Origin of the sequence: Humibacter sp. RRB41, from assembly GCF_022761015.1 — a bacterium.
Taxonomy (GTDB): Bacteria; Actinomycetota; Actinomycetes; order Actinomycetales; family Microbacteriaceae; genus Humibacter.
Genome location: NZ_JAKWJQ010000002.1, coordinates 365,928 through 386,680, shown reverse-complemented (window position 1 = coordinate 386,680; position 20,753 = coordinate 365,928). Strand labels below are relative to the sequence as shown.

At 64.8% G+C, this 20,753-nt stretch carries 20 protein-coding genes and 4 tRNA genes; 19 read left to right on the top strand and 5 right to left on the bottom strand.

Annotation, left to right across the window (positions count from 1 at the left end; genetic code table 11):
• Positions 1–45: 45 nt before the first annotated feature.
• On the top strand, positions 46–1,224 hold the full coding sequence (locus MJ603_RS07650) for a S9 family peptidase (RefSeq protein ID WP_243063093.1): 1,179 nt from the start codon (positions 46–48) through the stop codon (positions 1,222–1,224).
• A gap of 3 nt (positions 1,225–1,227) precedes the next feature.
• On the opposite strand, the gene MJ603_RS07645 is transcribed toward MJ603_RS07650, so the two are convergent.
• Positions 1,228–1,668 carry a SufE family protein gene (locus MJ603_RS07645; RefSeq protein ID WP_243063092.1) on the bottom strand — a complete coding sequence of 147 codons (441 nt, stop codon included), beginning with the start codon at positions 1,666–1,668 and terminating at the stop codon, positions 1,228–1,230.
• Positions 1,669–1,720: 52 nt separating this feature from the next.
• Positions 1,721–2,623: a sulfurtransferase gene (locus MJ603_RS07640; RefSeq protein ID WP_243063091.1), complete on the bottom strand. Its 903-nt coding sequence runs from the start codon at positions 2,621–2,623 to the stop codon at positions 1,721–1,723.
• A gap of 146 nt (positions 2,624–2,769) precedes the next feature.
• Between MJ603_RS07640 and zapE the strand changes: the two genes are divergently transcribed.
• Together zapE and MJ603_RS07630 are read left to right on the top strand one after the other, a co-directional pair.
• Positions 2,770–3,822: a cell division protein ZapE gene (zapE, locus tag MJ603_RS07635; protein ID WP_243063090.1), complete on the top strand. Its 1,053-nt coding sequence runs from the start codon at positions 2,770–2,772 to the stop codon at positions 3,820–3,822.
• Between the two features lie 196 nt (positions 3,823–4,018).
• Positions 4,019–5,281, top strand: a complete 1,263-nt coding sequence (locus MJ603_RS07630) for an ammonium transporter (protein ID WP_243063089.1) — start codon at positions 4,019–4,021, stop codon at positions 5,279–5,281.
• 114 nt (positions 5,282–5,395) lie between these two features.
• Here MJ603_RS07630 and MJ603_RS07625 read toward each other — a convergent pair.
• Positions 5,396–5,468 (bottom strand) — tRNA-Val (locus tag MJ603_RS07625).
• Positions 5,469–5,662: 194 nt separating this feature from the next.
• On the opposite strand from MJ603_RS07625, the gene MJ603_RS07620 reads away from it, so the two are divergent.
• The 5 genes from MJ603_RS07620 (at position 5,663) to MJ603_RS07600 (ending at position 8,654) form a co-directional block, all read left to right on the top strand.
• Positions 5,663–5,734, top strand: a tRNA-Gly gene (locus MJ603_RS07620).
• A 63-nt stretch (positions 5,735–5,797) separates the two neighbouring features.
• Positions 5,798–5,871: transfer RNA gene (locus MJ603_RS07615), tRNA-Cys, on the top strand.
• 38 nt (positions 5,872–5,909) lie between these two features.
• A tRNA-Val gene (locus MJ603_RS07610) sits at positions 5,910–5,981 on the top strand.
• A gap of 163 nt (positions 5,982–6,144) precedes the next feature.
• On the top strand, positions 6,145–8,124 hold the full coding sequence (gene thrS, locus MJ603_RS07605; protein WP_374230858.1) for a threonine--tRNA ligase: 1,980 nt from the start codon (positions 6,145–6,147) through the stop codon (positions 8,122–8,124).
• Positions 8,112–8,654 carry an HIT domain-containing protein gene (locus MJ603_RS07600; protein ID WP_243063088.1) on the top strand — a complete coding sequence of 181 codons (543 nt, stop codon included), beginning with the start codon at positions 8,112–8,114 and terminating at the stop codon, positions 8,652–8,654. Before thrS ends, MJ603_RS07600 begins: the two co-directional genes overlap by 13 nt.
• Before the next feature lie 6 nt (positions 8,655–8,660).
• Here the strand turns inward: MJ603_RS07600 and pdxY are convergent, their stop codons facing one another.
• Complete coding sequence (pdxY, locus tag MJ603_RS07595) at positions 8,661–9,512, bottom strand: pyridoxal kinase PdxY (protein ID WP_243063087.1); 852 nt, start codon at positions 9,510–9,512, stop codon at positions 8,661–8,663.
• A gap of 95 nt (positions 9,513–9,607) precedes the next feature.
• Between pdxY and pdxS the strand changes: the two genes are divergently transcribed.
• From pdxS to MJ603_RS07540, 11 genes are all read left to right on the top strand, one after another.
• A complete protein-coding gene (pdxS, locus tag MJ603_RS07590; RefSeq protein ID WP_243063086.1) occupies positions 9,608–10,510 on the top strand; it encodes a pyridoxal 5'-phosphate synthase lyase subunit PdxS in 903 nt (300 codons plus the stop codon).
• Positions 10,504–11,127 (top strand): pyridoxal 5'-phosphate synthase glutaminase subunit PdxT, encoded by a 624-nt coding sequence (gene pdxT, locus MJ603_RS07585; RefSeq protein ID WP_243063085.1) that lies wholly within the window; start codon positions 10,504–10,506, stop codon positions 11,125–11,127. Before pdxS ends, pdxT begins: the two co-directional genes overlap by 7 nt.
• 56 nt (positions 11,128–11,183) lie before the next feature.
• The gene (locus MJ603_RS07580; protein WP_243063084.1) at positions 11,184–11,942 is read left to right on the top strand and encodes a YebC/PmpR family DNA-binding transcriptional regulator; all 759 of its coding nucleotides are present in this window, start codon (positions 11,184–11,186) and stop codon (positions 11,940–11,942) included.
• A 10-nt stretch (positions 11,943–11,952) separates the two neighbouring features.
• Entirely contained in the window at positions 11,953–12,534 is a 582-nt protein-coding gene (gene ruvC / locus MJ603_RS07575; protein WP_243063083.1) for a crossover junction endodeoxyribonuclease RuvC, read from the top strand.
• Positions 12,531–13,148: a Holliday junction branch migration protein RuvA gene (gene ruvA / locus MJ603_RS07570; protein WP_243063082.1), complete on the top strand. Its 618-nt coding sequence runs from the start codon at positions 12,531–12,533 to the stop codon at positions 13,146–13,148. The genes ruvC and ruvA overlap by 4 nt, the downstream gene beginning before the upstream one ends.
• Entirely contained in the window at positions 13,145–14,182 is a 1,038-nt protein-coding gene (gene ruvB / locus MJ603_RS07565; RefSeq protein WP_243063081.1) for a Holliday junction branch migration DNA helicase RuvB, read from the top strand. Before ruvA ends, ruvB begins: the two co-directional genes overlap by 4 nt.
• A 75-nt stretch (positions 14,183–14,257) precedes the next feature.
• Positions 14,258–14,656, top strand: coding sequence for a preprotein translocase subunit YajC (gene yajC / locus MJ603_RS07560; RefSeq protein ID WP_243063080.1), 399 nt, complete (start codon positions 14,258–14,260; stop codon positions 14,654–14,656).
• Between the two features lie 63 nt (positions 14,657–14,719).
• Positions 14,720–16,459, top strand: a complete 1,740-nt coding sequence (gene secD / locus MJ603_RS07555; RefSeq protein ID WP_243063079.1) for a protein translocase subunit SecD — start codon at positions 14,720–14,722, stop codon at positions 16,457–16,459.
• Positions 16,459–17,481 (top strand): protein translocase subunit SecF, encoded by a 1,023-nt coding sequence (gene secF / locus MJ603_RS07550; protein WP_243063078.1) that lies wholly within the window; start codon positions 16,459–16,461, stop codon positions 17,479–17,481. Before secD ends, secF begins: the two co-directional genes overlap by 1 nt.
• A gap of 12 nt (positions 17,482–17,493) precedes the next feature.
• A complete protein-coding gene (locus tag MJ603_RS07545; protein WP_243063077.1) occupies positions 17,494–17,844 on the top strand; it encodes a rhodanese-like domain-containing protein in 351 nt (116 codons plus the stop codon).
• Between the two features lie 78 nt (positions 17,845–17,922).
• Positions 17,923–20,169, top strand: a complete 2,247-nt coding sequence (locus tag MJ603_RS07540) for a bifunctional (p)ppGpp synthetase/guanosine-3',5'-bis(diphosphate) 3'-pyrophosphohydrolase (RefSeq protein WP_243063076.1) — start codon at positions 17,923–17,925, stop codon at positions 20,167–20,169.
• Here the strand turns inward: MJ603_RS07540 and MJ603_RS07535 are convergent.
• Entirely contained in the window at positions 20,139–20,696 is a 558-nt protein-coding gene (locus MJ603_RS07535; RefSeq protein WP_243063075.1) for a hypothetical protein, read from the bottom strand. The genes MJ603_RS07540 and MJ603_RS07535 overlap by 31 nt on opposite strands.
• Between the last annotated feature and the right edge of the window lie 57 nt (positions 20,697–20,753).

Genomic DNA, 20,753 nt, shown 5'->3' with positions numbered 1-20,753 from the left:
GCACGCCGGATGCGTCTGGTGCCTGACGCTGCGAGGGGAGTTCGTGTGGGCCATCGGCTTGGCAGGGTCATCGTGCCGTTCGCGGTTCTGATCGCGATCGGAGCAGCGGCGGCCGCCGCATACGCGACGGCCGCGACGCTCGTCGCGAAGACCGTCGTGACACCGTCGCGACGACGCAAGCAGGATGTCTACATCCGTTCGGTCGCCTCGGATCTGACTGCCGTGACACTCGCCGGCACGGCAGACACCTTGACGGTTGCAGGGCGATACGGCCTCTGGTTCTCCGACGATCGCGGATATGCGAGGCTCGGTGAGATTCTCGGATTCGATCCCGACGGCGCCGTCATCCGCGCCGTCGAATCGGTGGAGTGGGGCGATCTCGCCTCCGCACGCCGTGGCAGGCTCACCGGCTGGTATTACACGGCGGCCGACGAGCTCGGGCTTCCGGTCGAAAGCGTCGACATCCCCGTGGACGGTGGCACCGCGCCCGCGTGGTTGTTCCGGGCTTCGGAAGACACCGGTCACTGGGCGATCCACGTTCACGGACGAGGCGCTCGGCGTCAGGAGACCTTGCGAGCCATCCCGGTCTTTCGCGAGAAGGGATACACCAGCCTGGCGATCAGCTACCGCAACGATGGCGATGCGCCGTCCAGCGGCGACGGACGCTACGCCCTTGGGGCCACGGAATGGAACGACGTGGATGCCGCGATCGCTTTCGCCCTCGAGCACGGCGCCCACGACATCGTCTTGTTCGGCTGGTCGATGGGCGGAGCGATCGTGCTGCAGTCGGCCATCCGCTCGCCACGTGCCGACAGCGTGCGGGGGATCGTGCTCGACTCGCCCGTGGTCGACTGGGTGGAGACCCTGGAGTATCAGGCCAACGGCATGAAGCTTCCGAAGCCCGTCACTCGCGGCGCCCTCGTGCTCCTCGATTCGGGGTGGGCGACCGGGCTCGTCGGACAGGACTCGCCGATCGGGCTGGGCGGGCTCGATTTCACCGTGCGCGCACACGAACTGAGCACGCCCGTTCTGCTCATGCACAGCGACGACGACGGATACGTGCCCGCCGGCGGATCGCATCACCTCGCGGATCTGCGCCCGGACATCGTGACGTTCGTCCCGTTCACCGAGGCGAAGCACACGAAACTCTGGAACTACGACAGGGACGCGTGGACCGACGCGATCAGCAGCTGGCTCGGTGCACTGGACGAGCAGCAGGAGTGAGACCTAGCTGTGACGTTTGAGCGTCACCTGATGCTTCGTACGACCGAGCAGTGCCGTCATGCCTCGAACGCGCAGCGGTGAAACGGCCTGGGACAACCCGAGTTCCTGCGGGTAGTCGTCGGGCACGGCAATCACCTCGTCGGCAGTGAGCCCGGCGAGACCCTGAGCGAGTATCGAGGCGAATCCGCGAGTGGTCGGCGACTCACGAGGGGCCGTCGCGTGGAGTTGAACGATGTCGTCGTCACCCACCTCGACGAAAATGAACACAGGGGACTGGCACTCGATCACCCGCTCGAAGAGGTTTGGGTGGTCGCGGTACCGCTCGGGCAGCTCGGGCAATTCGTTCGAGAACTCGAGCAGCAGCTGCAGGCGATCGGGAACCTCGAGAGCGAGGAACTCGTCCTTGATCTCCTTCAGAGCGGTGGGGAGCGCTGTCGTCGTCATGAGGCATCCATTTTCTCACCTGTGCACGCGGCGCGCGCGGACACCTTCGGCGTCAGGCCGTCGGGACCTCGCCACGCTCGGTGCCCGTGGTGATCGGCACACGCACCGCGCTGCCCCACTCGGTCCACGAACCGTCGTAGTTGCGCACGTTCTCGAATCCGAGCAGGTGGGTCAACACGAACCAGGTGTGGCTCGAGCGCTCGCCGATACGGCAATAGGCGATGACATCGTCGCCTTCCCGCAACCCTGCCTCTCCCTTGTAAATGCCGTCGAGCTCCTCGCGGGACTTGAAGGTGGCGTCCGGCGCCGCCGCACGTGCCCAGGGCACAGACGCCGCGGACGGAATGTGGCCGGGCCGCAGCGCGCTCTCGCTCGGATAGCCCGGGATCTCGGTGCGCTCTCCGCTGTACTCCTCGGGTGACCGAACGTCGATCAGGGGACCGTGCCCGAGATGCTCGAGCACATCGTCCTTGAAGGCGCGGATCGTGCTGTCGTCGCGCTGAACGACCGGATACTCAGCAGGCTCGGGCGCGAAGGTCGTGGTGACGATCTCGCGTCCCTCCGCGATCCACTTGTCACGCCCGCCGTCGAGCAGACGCACGTCTTCATGGCCGAAGAGCGTGAAGATCCACAGCGCGTACGCAGCCCACCAATTGTTCTTGTCGCCGTAGACGACCACGGTTGTGTCGCGGGAGATCCCCTTGCGACCGAGAAGCTCGGCGAAGCGCTCCGCCGAGACGAAGTCACGGAGCACAGGGTCGTTCAGGTCGGTATGCCAGTCGATCTTGACCGCGGTGGGGATGTGACCCGTCTCGTAGAGCAGCACGTCTTCGTCGGACTCCACGACCGCCAGGCCAGGTTCTCCAAGGTGCTCGGCCAGCCATTCAGTGCTCACCAGGCGCTCCGGGTGCGCGTAGTCGGCGAACGTCGCGGAATCGTCGAATCCGACGGTCATGATTTCCTCCTCATGGATGCCGGTTCTCTGCGTGAACAGGCGCCTTCGTGTGCGGGCATTAGGCTTGGTCCTCGTCCCTGAAGCGAACTTACGCACCCCCGTTGCAGAGCGCAGGGGCACGGTAAGACTTCGACACAAAGGAACAGATGTCAGCGCACCCGCTTCCCGATGCCTCTCGCCTCGTCGATGTGGTGCCGACGATCACCGGTAAGGAGATCGCCGGAGAACTCGTTCCTCCACCGCAGTTCCACACTGCCACGTTCGACTCGTACCGACCGGATCGGGACTTTCCGTCGCAGACCGGGGCCGTTCGCACACTGCAGTCGTTCGCGAAGAGCTGGGAACCGCCTCAGCCCGGCGGCTTCTTCGGGTGGCGCAGAAAGAAGCAGGTCGAGCACAAGCCGGGTGTCTACCTCGACGGCGGTTTCGGCGTGGGAAAGACCCACCTGCTGGCCGCGCTCTGGCACTCTGCCCCAGCACCGAAATACTTCGGGACCTTCATCGAATACACGGCGCTTGTCGGCGCCCTCGGCTTTCAGCCGACGATCGACCTGTTGCGCGGTTCCAGGCTCATCTGCATCGACGAGTTCGAACTGGACGACCCGGGCGACACGATGATGATGACGCGGTTGTTGGGTGCGCTGGTCTCCAGCGGAACGAAGATCGCGGCCACCTCCAACACGCCCCCACAGGCGCTCGGCGAGGGCCGTTTCGCTGCATCCGACTTCTTGCGTGAGATCCAATCGCTCTCGTCGCACTTCGAGACGGTGCGCATCGATGGTCTCGATTACCGGCGACGAGATATCTCCGGTGAGGCCGCAACTGTCGGCAACGAGACGTTCGATCGCGTTGTCGAGGCGATGAACACGCGCGGCGAGCATGTGACGGCCGACCGGTTCCGTGACGTGATCGACCATCTCGCGACAGTGCATCCGTCGAAGTACGTCAAAGTCATCGCCGGCGTCGACGTGATCGCGTTGGCCGACGTCGAGCAATTGCACGATCAGATGGAGGCGCTCCGGTTCGTCGCCTTCATCGACAGGGTGTACGACGCGGAGATCCCGATCGTCGCAACGGGCATCCCGCTGAACGACGTCTTCGACGCCGAGATGCTTCAGGGCGGATACCGCAAGAAGTATCTACGCGCCGTCTCGCGTCTCATAGCACTGACCGCCGGCGAGCTCCCTCCGCACGACTGACCACGAACCGGCGGAGATCTCACCGCTGCCGGAAACACGATGTTTACATGGCGGCGATCCCCGTAACGCCGCCGCAACAACCCAACCTCTCCCGCGAAATCTGTCGGCAGCAGACTGACGACACCTCACCAAGTCAAGACCGGCACCCGAAGCCGAGCGGTGATGGCGACACCGTACTCATTGAGAGGGAGACCCTATGTTGTTGCACACAGCGGCCGCCTACGACGCAGCAAACGGCGTGAACTCGCTGTGGCTGCTCGTAGCAGCGGCGCTCGTTCTGCTGATGACGCCCGGAGTGGCGTTCTTCTACGGCGGCATGGTCAAGGCGAAGAGCGTCATCAGCATGATGATGATGAGCTTCGGCGCGATCGCGATCGTCGCTGTTCTGTGGGTTCTGTACGGCTACGGACTCGCGTTCGGCAAGCCGCTGATCCCCGGCTGGCTCGGCACCCCAGACTGGGGTCTTTCGAGTCTCCTCGGCAAGGACGGCATCACCCCAGATCTCGGCGGACTCGCGTTCGCAGGCTTCCAGGCGACCTTCGCGATCATCACCGTCGCGCTGATCTCCGGTGCGATCGCCGACCGCGCTCGGTTCGGCCCTTGGATGCTCTTCGCCGGCGTCTGGGTCACCGTCGTCTACTTCCCGGTCGCGTACTGGGTGTTCAACCTCGGCAACGGCTGGATCAACAGCACGCTGCACGTCAACGACTTCGCGGGCGGCACGGCCGTGCACATCAACGCCGGTGCAGCGGGTCTCGCCCTTGCACTCGTCCTCGGCAAGCGCGTCGGGTTCCAGAAGGGCATGAGCAAGCCGCACAACGTGCCACTGACTCTGCTCGGTGCCGCTCTGCTGTGGTTCGGCTGGTTCGGATTCAACGCCGGATCGGAAGCGGCCGTTGATGGCGTCGCGGCGATCGCCTGGATCAATACGCTCGCTGCACCGGCCGCCGCCACCATCGGCTGGCTCATCGTGGAGAGGATCAAGGACGGCAAGCCGACGTCGATCGGCGCGGCATCCGGTGCCGTTGCCGGTCTCGTGGCCATCACTCCGGCCTGTAACATCCTGACGCCCGGTTGGGCGATCGTGCTCGGCGTCATCACCGGCGCCGTCTGCGCCGTCGCGATCGACCTGAAGTTCAAGCTCGGCTTCGACGACTCTCTCGACGTGGTCGGCATCCACCTCATCGGCGGCCTGATCGGAACGCTGTACATCGGAATCTTCGGATTCACGCAGGTCGACGGCAAGTTCACCAGCCTGCTCTACGGTGGCAGCTTCCAGCAGCTCGGTGCGCAGGCGATCGGCGCCTTCTCTGTGATGATCTACTCGTTCGTGCTGGCCTACGCCATCGGTTGGGTCATCCAGAAGACGATCGGCTTCCGCATCAAGACCGAGGACGAGATCGCCGGTGTCGACACCATCGTCCACGGCGAGGAGGGCTACGCACTCGAGAACGCCTGATCGTTCAGCTCACTGACGAAAGGGGCGTCGCTTCGGCGGCGCTCCTTTCGCGTTGCATCGGGACGAAGCGGAGCTCCAGAAACACGAAAACCCCCGATTCATCAGGGGTTCCTGTGGGCGATACCGGACTCGAACCGATGACCTCTTCCGTGTGAAGGAAGCGCGCTACCAACTGCGCCAATCGCCCGCATGGCGTCCGATTTCTCGGTGCCGCGGCTACCGATACTAGCGGACCTTGGTGACCCGACGCACATCGACGCGGCCGGCTCGGGCGCGTCGATGGATGACGTGCGCGGGAGTCCGACACACAAGGCGCTCAGTTTGAACATCCGTCGGATGATCGGCTACAGTTTCAAAGCACGCAGAAATGCGATGTGAAATGCGGATGTGGCGCAGTGGTAGCGCATCACCTTGCCAAGGTGAGGGTCGCGAGTTCGAATCTCGTCATCCGCTCGAGTGTGAGTCGGCGGCAACGCCGGTACAAGGTAGTGGGAAGCCACACACGAACCCACACACGGTGGCGTGGCCGAGAGGCGAGGCAGCGGCCTGCAAAGCCGTATACACGGGTTCGAATCCCGTCGCCACCTCCACTCCCGGTTCCGGCCGGACAAAGCAACAGCCTTTACAGGCGCGATTGGCGCAGCGGTAGCGCGCTTCCCTGACACGGAAGAGGTCACTGGTTCGATCCCAGTATCGCGCACAATGGAACCCCGGCACGTGGCCGGGGTTTTTCTTGTCCAGCCTGGCACGAGTCGCTAGGAGCGTCGGCGCACTCCGGGAGCGGACGACGCGTCAGAGCGCCATCGCCCCGCGCACTAAAGTTGAAAAGCATCCCTTTTCATCACGCCTTCAGGAGTAGAACAGTGCCGGACGGTTTCGAGCTCTTTCCCGACCGTTCCGTTGTCGCCATGCGCGTCAACGGCGAGCTGAAGGACCTCGCGACGACCATCACGACGGACGACGACGTGATTCCCGTGACCATCGACTCGGCGGATGGTCTGAACATCCTGCGCCATTCGACGGCTCACGTGCTCGCGCAGGCGGTGCAGTCCATCAACCCGGAGGCGAAGCTGGGCATCGGCCCTCCCGTCACCGACGGGTTCTACTACGACTTCGATGTCGAGCAGTCGTTCACTCCGGACGACCTCAAGGCGCTCGTGAAGGCGATGGACCGCATCGTTCGCCAGGGCCAGCGCTTCGTGCGCCGAGTGGTCACCGACGCCGAGGCGCGCGCCGAACTCGCCGACGAGCCGTACAAGCTCGAGCTGATCGGTCTCAAGGGCGGTTCGGCATCCGCGGATGCCCTCGGTCAAGACAACGAGAACGTCGAGGTGGGCGGCGGCGAGCTGACGATCTACGACAACGTCGACCCGAAGACGGGCGAGGTGCTCTGGAAAGATCTGTGCCGCGGACCGCACCTGCCGAGCACTCGTCAGATCGGAAACGGGTTCACGCTCACCAGGGTCGCCGCCGCGTACTGGCGGGGGAGCGAGAAGAACCCGCAACTACAGCGTGTCTACGGCACAGCGTGGCCGACGAAGGACGAGCTGCGCGCGTACCAGACCCGCATGGAGGAAGCTGCGCGTCGCGATCACCGCAAGCTCGGCGCGGAGCTCGACCTGTTCTCGTTCCCTGACGAGATCGGCTCCGGTCTCGCGGTGTTCCACCCCAAGGGCGGCGTCATCCGGTACGAGATCGAGAACTACCTGCGCTCCCAGCTGCTGCGCAACGGGTACGAACTCGTCAACACGCCCCACATCACCAAGGCGCACCTCTACGAGATCAGCAAGCACCTCGAGTGGTACGCGGACGGCATGTTCCCTCCCATGCACGTGGACGAGGAGACGGATGCCGACGGCAACATCGTCAAGCAGGGCCAGGACTACTACCTCAAGCCGATGAACTGCCCGATGCACAACCTGATCTTCAGGGCGCGTGGGCGCAGCTATCGTGAGCTGCCGTTGAGGCTCGCAGAATTCGGCACCGTCTATCGCTATGAGAAGAGCGGAACCCTCTCAGGGCTGACCCGCGTTCGCGGTCTGACGCAGGACGACGCGCACGCCTACGTCGCCCCCGACCAGGTCAAAGCCGAGATCGCCACGCAGCTTGAACTCGTGCTCGAGACCCTGCGCGGGTACGGCCTGAACGACTTCTACCTCGAGCTGTCCACGAAGGATCCGGACAAGTACGTCGGCGACGACGCGGTCTGGGAAGACGCGACCGAGACCCTGCGTCAGGTTGCACTCGAGTCCGGCCTCGAGCTCGTCGACGATCCGGGAGGAGCCGCGTTCTACGGTCCGAAGATCTCGGTCCAGGCCAAGGATGCGATCGGTCGCACCTGGCAGCTTTCCACCGTGCAGCTTGACTTCTTCGAGCCCGAACTGTTCGAGCTCGAGTACACAGCAGCGGACGGCACCCGCCAGCGGCCCGTGATGATCCACAGGGCGCTACTCGGGTCGATCGAGCGCTTCTTCGCGATCCTCCTCGAGCACTATGCAGGCGCGTTCCCTGTCTGGCTCGCGCCTGTGCAGGTCGTCGGCATCCCAGTCGCTGACGAGTACGCGCCGTATCTCGAGGAGATCGCACGCCGGCTGCGCGCGCACGACGTTCGAGTCGAGGTCGATCGCTCGGACGATCGCATGCAGAAGAAGATCCGTAACGCCACGACGCAGAAGATTCCGTTCCAGTTGATCGCGGGAGAGCTGGATCGCGCGAACGGAGCGGTGAGCTTCCGGTTCAGAGACGGCACCCAGTTGAACGGCGTGCCCATCGATGACGCCGTCGAGCGCATCCTGCTCTCCATTCGCGAGCATGACCAGGTGGTCACGGCGTGGACGGAGTAAGCGTCGAAGACGCTGCCCATCTGGCGGGCGTGCCTGACGAGTTCCAGCGCTTGTGGACCCCGCACCGCATGGTCTACATCGAACGAGGGCAGCAGCGTCCGGACAGCGATGACTGCCCCTTCTGCGTCGCCCCGACCCTGTCGGACGAGGAAGCACTGATCGTTCACCGCGGAACGCACGCGTACGCGCTCTTGAACCTCTTTCCGTACAACAGCGGGCACCTGCTGGTGTGTCCGTACCGTCACGTGTCGCTGTACGACGAGGCGACGCCGGAGGAGACGGACGAGATCGCCACGATCACGCAGACCGCCATGCGGGTCATCCGTCTCGTGTCGCACAACGACGGCTTCAACATCGGCATGAATCAAGGGGAGATCGCCGGCGCCGGCATCGCATCGCACCTGCATCAACACCTGGTTCCGCGCTGGCAGGCGGACGCGAACTTCTTGCCGATCATCGCCAAGACGAAGGCCTTGCCGCAGCTGCTCGGCGAGATGCGTCAGTCGATCGCGGATGCCTGGCCGCGCTAGCCCGGCTCAGCGAATGCGGTGCACCCCGAACTGCATGCGCGGGTGGGCGTAGAACTCCTGCGACTCGACCAGCGCGAGCTCGCGGCCGCCCCGCTCGTGAGTGGTCGCCATGAGGTCGAACACGCTCGAAGTCGTGCGGGCGAGGGCGTCTCCCGCATCGCCCGTACCCCGATAGTGCGCCGTGAACAGTGCTGCTGTGACGTCGCCCGACCCGCTGACCGTGATCGGGAGCAGCGGTGTCTGCACGATCCAGGCTCCGTTCGCATCGACGGCGAGCATCTCGACGGTGCCATCGGTCCTGTCGGGGCGCAGGACGCTGGTGACCAGCACCACCGACGGCCCCGTTGCTCGAACGAGGTCGACGGACAGGAGAGTCTCCTCGAGCGTGGAGGGATCCGTGTTCGTCAGGAAGCCCAGCTCGAACTGGTTCGGAGTGATGATGTCGGCGTGCGGCACCACGCGATCGCGCATCAGGATCGGGATCGCCGGGGCCACGACGCACCCCGTGTCGGCGTTGCCCATCACGGGGTCGCACGCGTAGATCGCGTTCGGATTCGCCGCCTTCACTCGAGCGACCGCATCGAGGATGACGTCGCCGATGCCTTCGCCGCCCTGATAGCCGGAAAGCACGACGTCGATCTCGGGGAAGATCCCGCGCTCCTCGATACCTGTGATCACGTCGGCGACCTCGTCGGGCGGAATGAGCGGCCCACGCCACGCGCCGTAGCCGGTGTGGTTCGAGAAGTTCACCGTGTAGACGGGCAGCACCTCGACGCCGATCCGCTGAAGAGGGAAAACCGCCGCCGAGTTGCCGACGTGTCCGTATGCCACTGCCGACTGGATGGAGAGGATCATCACCGCACGATCCTCCCATGCCGAGGGGGCGAAGCCGCTCCTCACGCCCGCCGTCCCGGCGCATCCGCCTCCATCCGGCACGCCTAGGATTGTGGTTCATGACCGACACCAACCCGACCCAGCAGTTCGGCTCCGACCGTGTGAAGCGCGGGCTGGCCAAGATGCTCAAAGGCGGCGTCATCATGGACGTCGTCACGCCCGAACAGGCCAGGATCGCCGAGGATGCCGGCGCCGTCGCCGTGATGGCCCTCGAGCGAGTCCCTGCGGACATCCGTGCCCAGGGCGGCGTGGCCAGGATGAGCGATCCCGATCTGATCGAGGCGATCATCGCCGAGGTCTCGGTGCCGGTGATGGCGAAGGCGCGCATCGGCCACTTCGTCGAGGCGCAGGTTCTGCAGGCTCTCGACGTCGACTACATCGACGAGTCCGAAGTGCTTTCGCCTGCCGACTACGTGAACCACATCGACAAGTGGCAGTTCACAGTCCCGTTCGTGTGCGGCGCGACCAATCTGGGTGAAGCGCTCCGGCGCATCAATGAGGGCGCTGCGATGATCCGGTCCAAGGGCGAGGCCGGAACGGGGGATGTCTCAGAGGCGACGAAGCACATCCGCCAGATCACGAGCGAGATCAACACCCTGAAGTCGATGACGAAGGACGAGCTCTACGTCGCGGCGAAGGAGCTGCAGGCGCCGCACGATCTGGTGGCCGAGGTCGCGTCCACCGGCAAGCTTCCGGTCGTGCTGTTCACCGCAGGCGGCGTCGCCACGCCGGCGGATGCCGCGATGATGATGCAGCTTGGTGCTGATGGCGTGTTCGTGGGCTCCGGAATCTTCAAATCCGGCAATCCCGAACAACGTGCCGCGGCGATCGTGAAGGCGACGACGTTCTACGACGACCCGTCGGTGATCGCCGAAGTGTCGCGCGGACTGGGCGAGGCGATGGTCGGCATCAACGTGGGCGATCTGCCCGCGCCGCACCGACTGGCCGAGCGCGGGTGGTGACGGCGAAACATCCGAAGGTCGGCGTTCTCGCGCTTCAGGGCGACGTGCGCGAGCACGTGCGGGTCCTCTCGGGTCTCGGCGCCGACGTCGTTCCGGTTCGACGACCGAGTGAGCTCGATGAGGTGCAGGGACTCGTCATCCCCGGTGGCGAGTCGAGCGTGATGGACAAGCTCGCGCGGTCGTTCGGACTCTTCGAGTCGCTACGGCAGCGCATCCGCTCCGGGATGCCGGTATACGGCACCTGCGCCGGTCTGATCATGCTCGCCGACCGTGTGGAAGACGCGAGCCCTGGGCAGCAGACGCTCGGAGGGCTCGACGTCACGGTTCGGCGAAATGCTTTCGGGTCGCAGCTGGAGTCGTTCGAGACCGAGCTGTCGGTTCCGTCGGTTGCAGACGAGCCGATGCATGCGGTGTTCATCCGAGCACCGATCGTCGAGTCGGTCGGCGACGCGGCGACCACGCTCGCGTCGCTGGGCGACGGGCGTGTCGTCGCCGTCGAACAGGGCAATCTGATCGGCACCTCGTTCCACCCCGAAATGACCGGTAATACGGTGTTCCACGAGTATTTCCTGCGACGCGTCCGCGCCGTGGCCGACACCGCCAGCGCCACGCCCTGACCTACAATGGCTGGGCGGTGCGCTCGAGCACCCAAGGTTTTCTACGCAGGAGAGACATGTCCGGGCATTCCAAGTGGGCGACGACCAAGCACAAGAAAGCGGTCATCGACCAGCGCCGTGCGAAGTCGTTCGCCAAACTCATCAAGAACATCGAGGTCGCAGCGAAGGTCGGCGGCGCCGATCTCTCCGGCAACCCCACCCTCGTCGACGCGGTGCAGAAGGCCAAGAAGACCTCCGTGCCGAACGACAACATCGATCGGGCCATCAAGCGCGGTGCAGGTCTCAGTGGTGAGTCGGTCGACTACGCGACGATCATGTACGAGGGGTACGGACCCAACGGCGTCGCTCTCTTGATCGAGTGCCTCACCGACAACAAGAACCGTGCTGCGGCCGACGTGCGCACTCTGATGACCCGCAACGGCGGCACGATGGCCGATCCCGGATCCGTCTCCTACAACTTCCACCGCAAGGGCGTCATCGTCGTTCCCGGTGAGGGAACGACCGAAGACGACGTCCTCACGGCTGTGCTCGACGCGGGCGCGGAGGAGGTCGCTTCGCAGGGCGACTCATTCGAGGTGATCACCGAAGCGAGCGATCTGGTCGCTACGCGTACGGCTCTTCAGGACTCCGGCATCGACTACGACTCGGCCGACGTCGAGTTCGTGGCCCAGGTCAAGATCGAGGCGGACGCCGAGACCGCCCGCAAGGTGTTCCGGTTGATCGACGCCCTCGAAGACTCCGACGACGTGCAGAACATCTACACCAATCTCGATCTGACCCCCGAGGTGCAGGCCGAGCTCGAAGACGACGAGTAAGGCATCCGTCGTGCGGGTGCTCGGGATCGACCCCGGACTCACCCGCTGTGGTGTCGGCGTCGTCGACGTCACGCCGGATCGTCGTGCGACGCTGGTTGCAGTCACGGTCATCCGCACGGATGCCGCCATGCCGCTCGAGCGCCGTCTCCTCGCGGTGGGACGCGGGATCGAAGCGCTGATGGACGAGCACAGTCCCGACGCCGTCGCGATCGAGCGGGTCTTCGCCCAGCACAACGTGCGAACCGTGATGGGCGTCGCTCAGATCAGCGGCGTCGCGCTCCACGCTGCTGCGGCCCGCGGTCTCACGGTCGGCCTTCACACCCCCAGCGAAGTGAAGGCGGCGATCACCGGCTACGGGTCGGCAGACAAACGGCAGGTGCAGAACATGGTGGCCCGCGTGCTCGGCTTGGCTGACATCCCCAAGCCCGCCGACGCAGCCGACGCCCTCGCCATCGCCATCTGCCACGCGTGGCGCACCCCGATCGGGTCGGCGAGCCAGAGCACCGGCACGCTCACCGCCGCCCAGCAGGCATGGCGCGCCGCAGAGAAGGCCACGGGAGCGTCGTCCGCGCCCCGTAGGCTGACGAGGTGATCTCCTCCCTTCGCGGAATCGTGCTGCAGGCATCCGACGGCATGGCCGTCATCGACGTCGGGGGAGTCGGTTACGCCGTGCAGGTGACGCCGGGATACGCACGCTCGCTGCGCGTCGGCGAGGAAGCGACCCTGCACACATCGATGGTGGTGCGCCAGGAGTCGGTGTCGCTCTTCGGCTTTCCGGCTCGAGAACACCTCGGCGTGTTCGACGCGCTGATCGGGGTGTCGGGCGTCGGCCCGAAGTCCGCGCTCGGTGTGCTCGCCGAACTCTCGCCAGACGAGATCGCGATGGCCGTCGCCTCCGACGACGATGCGGCCTTCCGCAGGGTGTCGGGGATCGGTCCGAAGACGGCGAAGCTCATCGTCGTGTCGCTCACGGGCAAGCTCTTCGCCCCCGCGAAGCCGGTGCAGACGGTCGCCCAGATTCCCAGCACGGATGTCGCTGGCAGTGTGGTCATCGCGTTGGTCGGTCTCGGCTGGCCGGAGCGCACCGCGTCCGACGCCATACGCGAGATCACCGACGAGTACGCCGAACCGGAGCGCGACACCGTGCAGGCGCTGCTGAGGCTCGCGTTGTCACGCCTCGGTCCGACGGCGAGGCAGCAGGTATGAGCGACGACCTGACCGCACCTCAGGCGCAGTCCGAAGCCGAGCTGGCATTCGAGGGCGCTCTACGGCCGAAGTCCCTCGGCGAATTCGTCGGACAGTCGAAGGTTCGCGGCCAGTTGCAACTGCTGCTCACCGCGGCGCGCATGCAGGATCGAACACCGGACCACATTCTGCTGGCCGGTCCTCCCGGCCTCGGCAAGACGACACTCGCCATGATCGTCGCGCACGAGAGCGGCAGGAATCTGCGCATGTCGAGCGGCCCTGCCATCCAGCACGCGGGAGATCTGGCTGCGCTGCTTTCCTCTCTCATGCCCGGTGAAGTGCTCTTCATCGACGAGATCCATCGCATGGCCCGATCCGCCGAAGAGATGCTGTACCTCGCGATGGAGGACTTCCGCATCGACATCATGGTCGGCAAAGGGGCTGGGGCGACGTCGATTCCGCTCGATCTCGCGCCGTTCACGATGGTGGGTGCCACAACGCGATCCGGCTTACTGCCCAACCCCTTGCGCGACAGGTTCGGCTTCACCGCCCACCTCGAGTTCTATGACGACGCCGAGCTCGAGCAGGTGCTGGTGCGTGCGGCGACCCTCCTCGACTTCGAGATCGACCGCGAGGCCATCGCAGAGATCGCCGGCAGATGCCGTGGGACGCCGCGCATCGCCAACCGCCTGCTGCGGCGAGTGCGCGACTTCGCCCTGGTGCACGGCGGACGCGCCGATCTGGACGCAGTTCGGGCCGCCCTCGAGCTCTACGACGTCGACGAACTCGGCTTGGACCGCATCGACAGAGCCGTCATGCAGGTGATTCTGACCAGATTCGACGGCGGGCCGGTCGGGCTCAGCACCCTCGCGGTCTCGGTGGGGGAAGAGGCGGACACGATCGAGTCGGTCGTCGAGCCGTTCCTCGTCCGGATCGGTCTGTTGTCGCGCACCCCGCGCGGTCGCGTGGCCACCGCGATGGCGTGGCAGCACTTCGGAACACCGAGGAAGCCCCCGGCTGACGCGCAGCAAGCACTGTTCACGGATGACCTATAATCCTAGGTAGCTTGCAGCCCCCATGCGTATGAGGTGGTTGTCCCGCGCCCCCTCATCCCCGGAAGGTTTTCCAACTTGGATCAGAACATCCTGACCGTTGTCATGGTCGTCATCCTGGCCGCCCTCATCTTCTTCATGTTCCGCAGCAGCAGGAGGCGGCAGAAGCAGGCGTCCGAACTGCAGAAGCAGGTGGTGCCCGGCGCTACTGTCATGACCAACTTCGGGGTCTTCGGGACCATCGTGTCGATCGACGAAGAGACCAACAAGGTCGAGCTCGAGACCAGCCCCGGACACATCCTCACCGTGCACCGTCAGACCATCGGTCGCGTCGAGACCTCCCCTGAGGTCACCGAAGAGGAGAGCCCGGCGGATGCCGCGGCGTCGACCACAGAGACTCCAGCCATCGACGAGAAGCCGGCATACGGCGAGCGGATCGAGGATGCCGACGCACCGTCGAAGAAGACCGACGAGTAGATCCCTCTCCCGTGCTGGCGCCATCGACGGCGCCCGCGCGAGCATAGAAAGCTGAGTCCCTTCGTGGCAAAGTCGTCTCCTGCGAGGAATGCCTCGCGCTCACTGACCTGGCTCGGCGTGATCGTCGTCGCGCTGGTGCTGGTTCTCGGCGGGGGAGTGCTGTTCTCCTCCGCTTCGTGGGCGCCCAAGTTGGGACTCGACCTCGAGGGCGGCACCGAGATCATCCTCGCGCCGCAACTCGCCGGTGGCCAGAAGGTCACCGCGGACGAGCTCAACCAAGCGGTCTCGATCATCCGTGAGCGGGTCAACGCCTCTGGTGTGTCCGAGGCGCAGGTGAGCACGCAGGGCAGCGACAATATCGTCGTCTCGATCCCCGGCACCCCTGACCAGGCGACGCTGAACCGCATCAAGTCGTCCTCGAAGCTCGAGCTTCGGCCCGTGCTCCTGACCGGCGGGCCGACGAACACGTTCGTCGGTTCAAACGGCAAGACCACCGCGTACCCGTCTCCGGCACCGACCCTCCAGTCGACCCCGACCGCCAAACCGACGAATGGCAGCGACACTTCATGGGTGACGCCTGCCCTCCAGGCGGAATACGACGCTTTCAAGTGCTCGTCGCTGAAGAACGCGACGACCAACATCGCGCCGGAGGACAAGCCCCTCATCACGTGCGACGACGACCTGAGCGTGAAGTACCTGCTCGGGCCCGTCGAGGTCGAGGGTTCCGACATCTCGAACGCGACAGCCGGAATCGTGACCGACTCGAGCGGCAACACCACCGGTCAGTGGGCCGTGAACCTGGTCTTCAACGGCCAGGGGACCAAGGACTTCACCAACGTGAGCGAGCGCCTGTACGGCTTCTACAGCGCCGACTCGACCGACCCGCGTGCCCAGTTCGCGTTCGTGCTCGACGGCAAGGTTCTTTCCGCCCCGGCGATGCAAGGTGCGATCACCAACGGCAAGCCGCAGATCACCGGCAGCTTCGACCAGACCTCTGCGCAGAGCCTGGCCGATCAGTTGAAGTTCGGCGCCCTTCCTGTGAGCTTCAAGGTGCAGAGCTCCGACACGATCTCGGCGACGCTTGGTTCCGCTCAGCTGCTCAGCGGTCTGATCGCCGGCGCGATCGGACTTCTGCTGGTCGTCATCTACACCCTGTTCCAGTACCGGCTGCTCGGCCTGGTGACGATCACGTCGCTGGTCGTCGCCGCGTTGCTGACCTATCTGGTGATCGCGATCCTGTCCTGGCGAATCGACTACCGACTTTCGCTTGCCGGTGTGGCCGGTCTGATTGTGGCCATCGGTTTCACCGCCGACTCCTTCATCGTGTACTTCGAACGAATACGCGATGAGTTGCGCGATGGGCGAAGTCTCGAGTCCGCCGTCGAGGCGGGCTGGAAACGTGCACGAAGAACGATCTACGCCTCGAAGTCGACGAACCTGCTCGCGGCGATCGTGCTGTACGTGCTTGCCGTCGGCAACGTGCAAGGGTTCGCGTTCACACTCGGCGTCACGACCGTGCTCGACGTCTTGATCGTGATTCTGTTCACTCATCCAACCCTGCAGCTGCTCGCGCGCACCCGCTTCTTCTCCAGCGGGAATCGGTGGTCCGGTCTCGATCCGACCGCGCTGGGTGCTGTGTACCGAGGCGCGGCGCAGTTCCGCACCGCACCGGGCGTGAGCGATTCGAAGCGTGCAGCCAGCGGTAAAGAGGCCGAACGTCGTCAGACCATCGCCGAACGCAAGCAGGCCGAACTCGTCGCCTCCGGCGGCAGCGACGCCAAGAAGGACGAGAAGGAGTCCTGATGGCTGCCACACGCTTCCAGAAGTTCGGTAACGATCTCTACACCGGCGCACGTTCGATCGATTTCGTCGGCAAGCAGAAGATCTGGTATTCGGTCGCGATCGTCCTCGTCATCGCGTCGATCATCATCCCGATCGCCAAGGGCGGCTTCAACTTCGGCATCGACTTCCGCGGCGGCTCGCAGTTCACCGTGTCCGACGTCACGACGACCGACCAGACCCTGGCGCAGCAGGCCGTGCACGAGGTCAAGGCGAACGCGACAGTGCAGGTCAGCGTGACGAACGGCACGAACGGCAAGGGCGTTCGGGTGCAGACCGACCAGCTCACCACCGACCAGACCAAATCTGTCGCGGCGAACCTCGGCGCCGCGTACGGCGTTCCGCAGTCCCAGGTCGCTTCGACGTATATCGGCCCGAGCTGGGGTGCCGACGTCTCACGACAGGCGATCCAGGGCCTCGTCGTCTTCCTGCTCCTGGCGTTCATCGCCATGGCGCTGTACTTCCGAACGTGGAAGATGTCGGCAGCGGCGATCATCTCTCTGTTCCACGACCTGATCATCACGGCGGGCATCTACGCGCTGGTCGGCTTCGAGATCACGCCCGCGACGATGATCGGCTTCCTGACGATTCTCGGCTACTCGCTCTACGACACCGTCGTGGTGTTCGACAAGATCCGTGAGAACACCAGGGGCGACAGCGAAGGTCTGAAACACACCTTCACAGAGTCAGTGAACCTCGCCGTGAACCAGACGCTTGTGCGGTCGATCAACACGGCCGTCGTCGCGGCGCTGCCGGTCGGGGCGATCCTCTTCATCGGTGCGTTCGTGCTGGGCGCCGACACGCTTCGTGACATCTCGCTCGCACTCTTCATCGGAATCCTGATCGGCACGTACTCGACGATTTTCATTGCGGCACCGTTGTATGCCGACCTCCGCCGAGGCGAGGCCGCCATCAAGAAGCACGATCGCAAGGTGCTCGCCACCAGATCCAAGGCGCCGGTCGCGGCCGACGCGAGCGCGAAGTAGCAGGGAGAGACCATGCCGTCAGCGCACGAACCGGGTGAGTCCATCGACGCGCGCGAGGCGATAGCACTTGTAGCTGCTGACAAGGTGTGGCTTCTCGACGTTCGTGAACCATCCGAGTGGGTGGACGGCCACGTGCCGGAGGCACACCACATTCCGATGGGCGACCTCGGACTCCGGCAAGACGAACTGCCGGACGACGGGACGCCGATCGCGGTCATCTGCCACGTCGGCGGTCGGTCCCGCATGGTCACCGATTCCCTGGTGCGCGCGGACTACGCCGCGATCGACGTGGCCGGCGGAATGGTGGCCTGGCAGGCATCCGGGGGCAATGTCGTGACGGGCGAAGTCGACGGGCGAAGCTAGGGCGGACACTGCGCTGTGAGCGGACCCGTCCATACGGCCGGAGCGGACCCGCGATAATAATCGAGGGAGGCGATACTGATGGTTGATACGACGACGCCGCAGACCGCCTCCTTGCGCCGTCTGGTACCGAGGCTCTTCTCCCGTGCCCAGCAGCCTGCCGGTGCAGTGGACACGCTTTTGAAGACCGTACGGATGCACCACCCGAAGGCCGATCTGGCGCTGATCGAACGCGCGTATAGAGCTGCAGAACGTGCCCATTCGGGGCAGACGAGGCGCAGCGGCGAGCCCTACATCACGCATCCCGTGGCCGTCGCGCAGATTCTGGCAGACCTCGGGATCGGATCCAAAGCCATCGCCGCGGCGCTGCTGCACGACACCGTCGAGGACACCGAGTACTCCCTGGACGAGCTGCGCGCCGACTTCGGTGACGAGATCGGCATGCTCGTCGACGGCGTGACCAAGCTCGACAAGGTCAAGTACGGCGAGAGCGCCCAGGCGGAGACTGTTCGCAAGATGATCGTGGCGATGTCGAAAGACATCCGCGTGCTGATCATCAAGCTTGCCGATCGGTTGCACAACGCCCGTACCTGGGGATTCGTCCCCGCATCGACCGCAACGAGGAAAGCCACCGAGACGCTGGAGATCTACGCTCCGCTCGCGCATCGACTCGGTATCCAGGCCATCAAGTGGGAGCTTGAAGATCTTTCGTTCGCAGTCCTCTATCCGAAGCTGTATGTCGAGATCGAGAATCTCGTCAAGCAGCGTTCGCCCGAGCGCGAACGCGTCGTGCAGCACGTGACGGACTCCATCAACGATGATCTGAAATCCGCGAAGATGCGCGGAAAGGTCGTCGGCAGGCCGAAGCAGTTCTACTCGATCTACCAGAAGATGGTGGTTCGGGGGCGTGAGTTCGACGAGATCTACGATCTTGTCGGCATCCGTGTAATCGTCGGATCCGTGCGGGATTGCTACGCCGTGCTCGGGCAGATCCACGCCAGATGGACTCCGATGCCCGGACGCTTCAAGGATTACATCGCCACCCCGAAGTTCAACCTCTACCAATCCCTGCACACCACGGTGATCGGCCCGGAGGGCCGCGCGGTCGAGATCCAGATCCGCACGGAGGAGATGCACCAGCGTGCCGAGTTCGGTGTCGCCGCTCACTGGAAGTACAAGGAGAGGGTCGCCGGTAAGGACGACGGCAAGGTCGACACCGACATGGCGTGGCTCGCGCACATCTCGGACTGGCAGGCCGAGACGGCCGATCCGAGCGAGTTCTTGGACTCGCTGCGCTTCGAGATCGGTGCCAAAGAGGTCTACGTCTTCACCCCGAAGGGCAGGGTGATCGGGCTGCCATCGGGAGCCACGCCCGTCGACTTCGCGTACGCCGTGCATACGGAGGTGGGCCACCGCACCATGGGCGCGAAGGTGAACGGTCGCCTCGTGCCTCTCGAATCGCCGCTCGCGACAGGTGACGTGGTCGAGGTCTTCACGTCGAAGAATCCCGATTCCGGGCCGAGCCAGGACTGGCTGAACTTCGTCAAGAGCCCGAGGGCACGGAACAAGATCCGCCAGTGGTTCACGAAGGAACGCCGTGACGAGGCGATCGAGCAGGGTAAAGACTCCATCGCCAGGGCGATGCGCAAGCAGAACCTTCCGCTGCAACGACTGATGAGCCAGGACTCTCTCGGCGAGGTCGCGGCGCTCATGAAGTACGACGACGTCTCGGCGTTGTACGCCGCGATCGGCGAGGGCCATGTCAGCACCCAGTCGGTGCTGGAGAAGGTCGTCACCTCGCTGCAGTCGGAGACCGAGAGCGACGTGACAGAGTTGCCTCCGCCCGCCAGGGCGCGAGGACGACAGCTGCGCAACAGCGACTCCGGCGTGCTCGTTCGTGGGGCACCTGACATCCTCGTCAAGCTCGCCAAGTGCTGTACGCCGGTTCCGGGTGACGCCATCGTCGGCTTCATCACGCGCGGATCGGGTGTCAGCGTTCACCAGGCGAATTGTCACAACGTACAGGACCTGATGCGCGAGCCGGAGCGCATGATCGATGTGGAGTGGGCGCCTTCCTCTAAGAGCATCTTCATGGTTCAGATCCAGGTGGAGGCACTCGATCGATCCGGTCTGCTCTCGGATGTGACCCGAGTGCTCTCGGAACACCACGTGAACATCCTCTCGGCAACGGTCTCCACCTCGAGCGATCGTCTGGCGTTGAGCCGTTTCGTCTTCGAGATGGGGGACACGACACACTTGGACCGCGTCTTGAACGCTGTTCGCCGCATCGACGCCGTCTACGACGTGTACCGGGTCAGCGCCGGCTGAGTCGTCCATTCCCTCAGCCGGGCCAGTGCCGCGTTCTTGCCTGGAAGGTTGTGGGTCTTCTTAACCCGCGAAACGCACGCGTGCAGGCAGGTCGGCCAGCGTTCCAGAAGCGCTGCGGCATCGCGGGAGGAATCGTCGCCGCCGACCACAGCCAGATCGAAGAGGATGCGCGCCGGCACCGTGACCCGCATGCCGGAGATCGACTCGACGTCGCCAGGCCGAAGGGTCACCTCGCGCACCACGAATCGCGGCGACGGCGGGAACTTCATGCGATCGGTACGGGCGACGCAGACCCGGTGGACGGACGGTGGAGTCGGACGGATGCCGTTGATCCACAGCGCGCTGTCGAGTTCCGCGATCATGCGTGTGCCCGTGAGCTCGAGCATGGCCAGGGCACGCAGACCGTCGCAGTCGACCTCGTCGACGGGAGCGAACGCCTCGTCGATGCGAAAGACCTCACCGTCGAGGCGCGACGCACTCAGCTCGGCGACGGTGAGGACCCCGCCCGGGCGGAGTACGGATGCCATCGATCGAGCCATACCTCCATCGTCGCGTTCCGCACGACTACCGACTCCGCTCCTGCC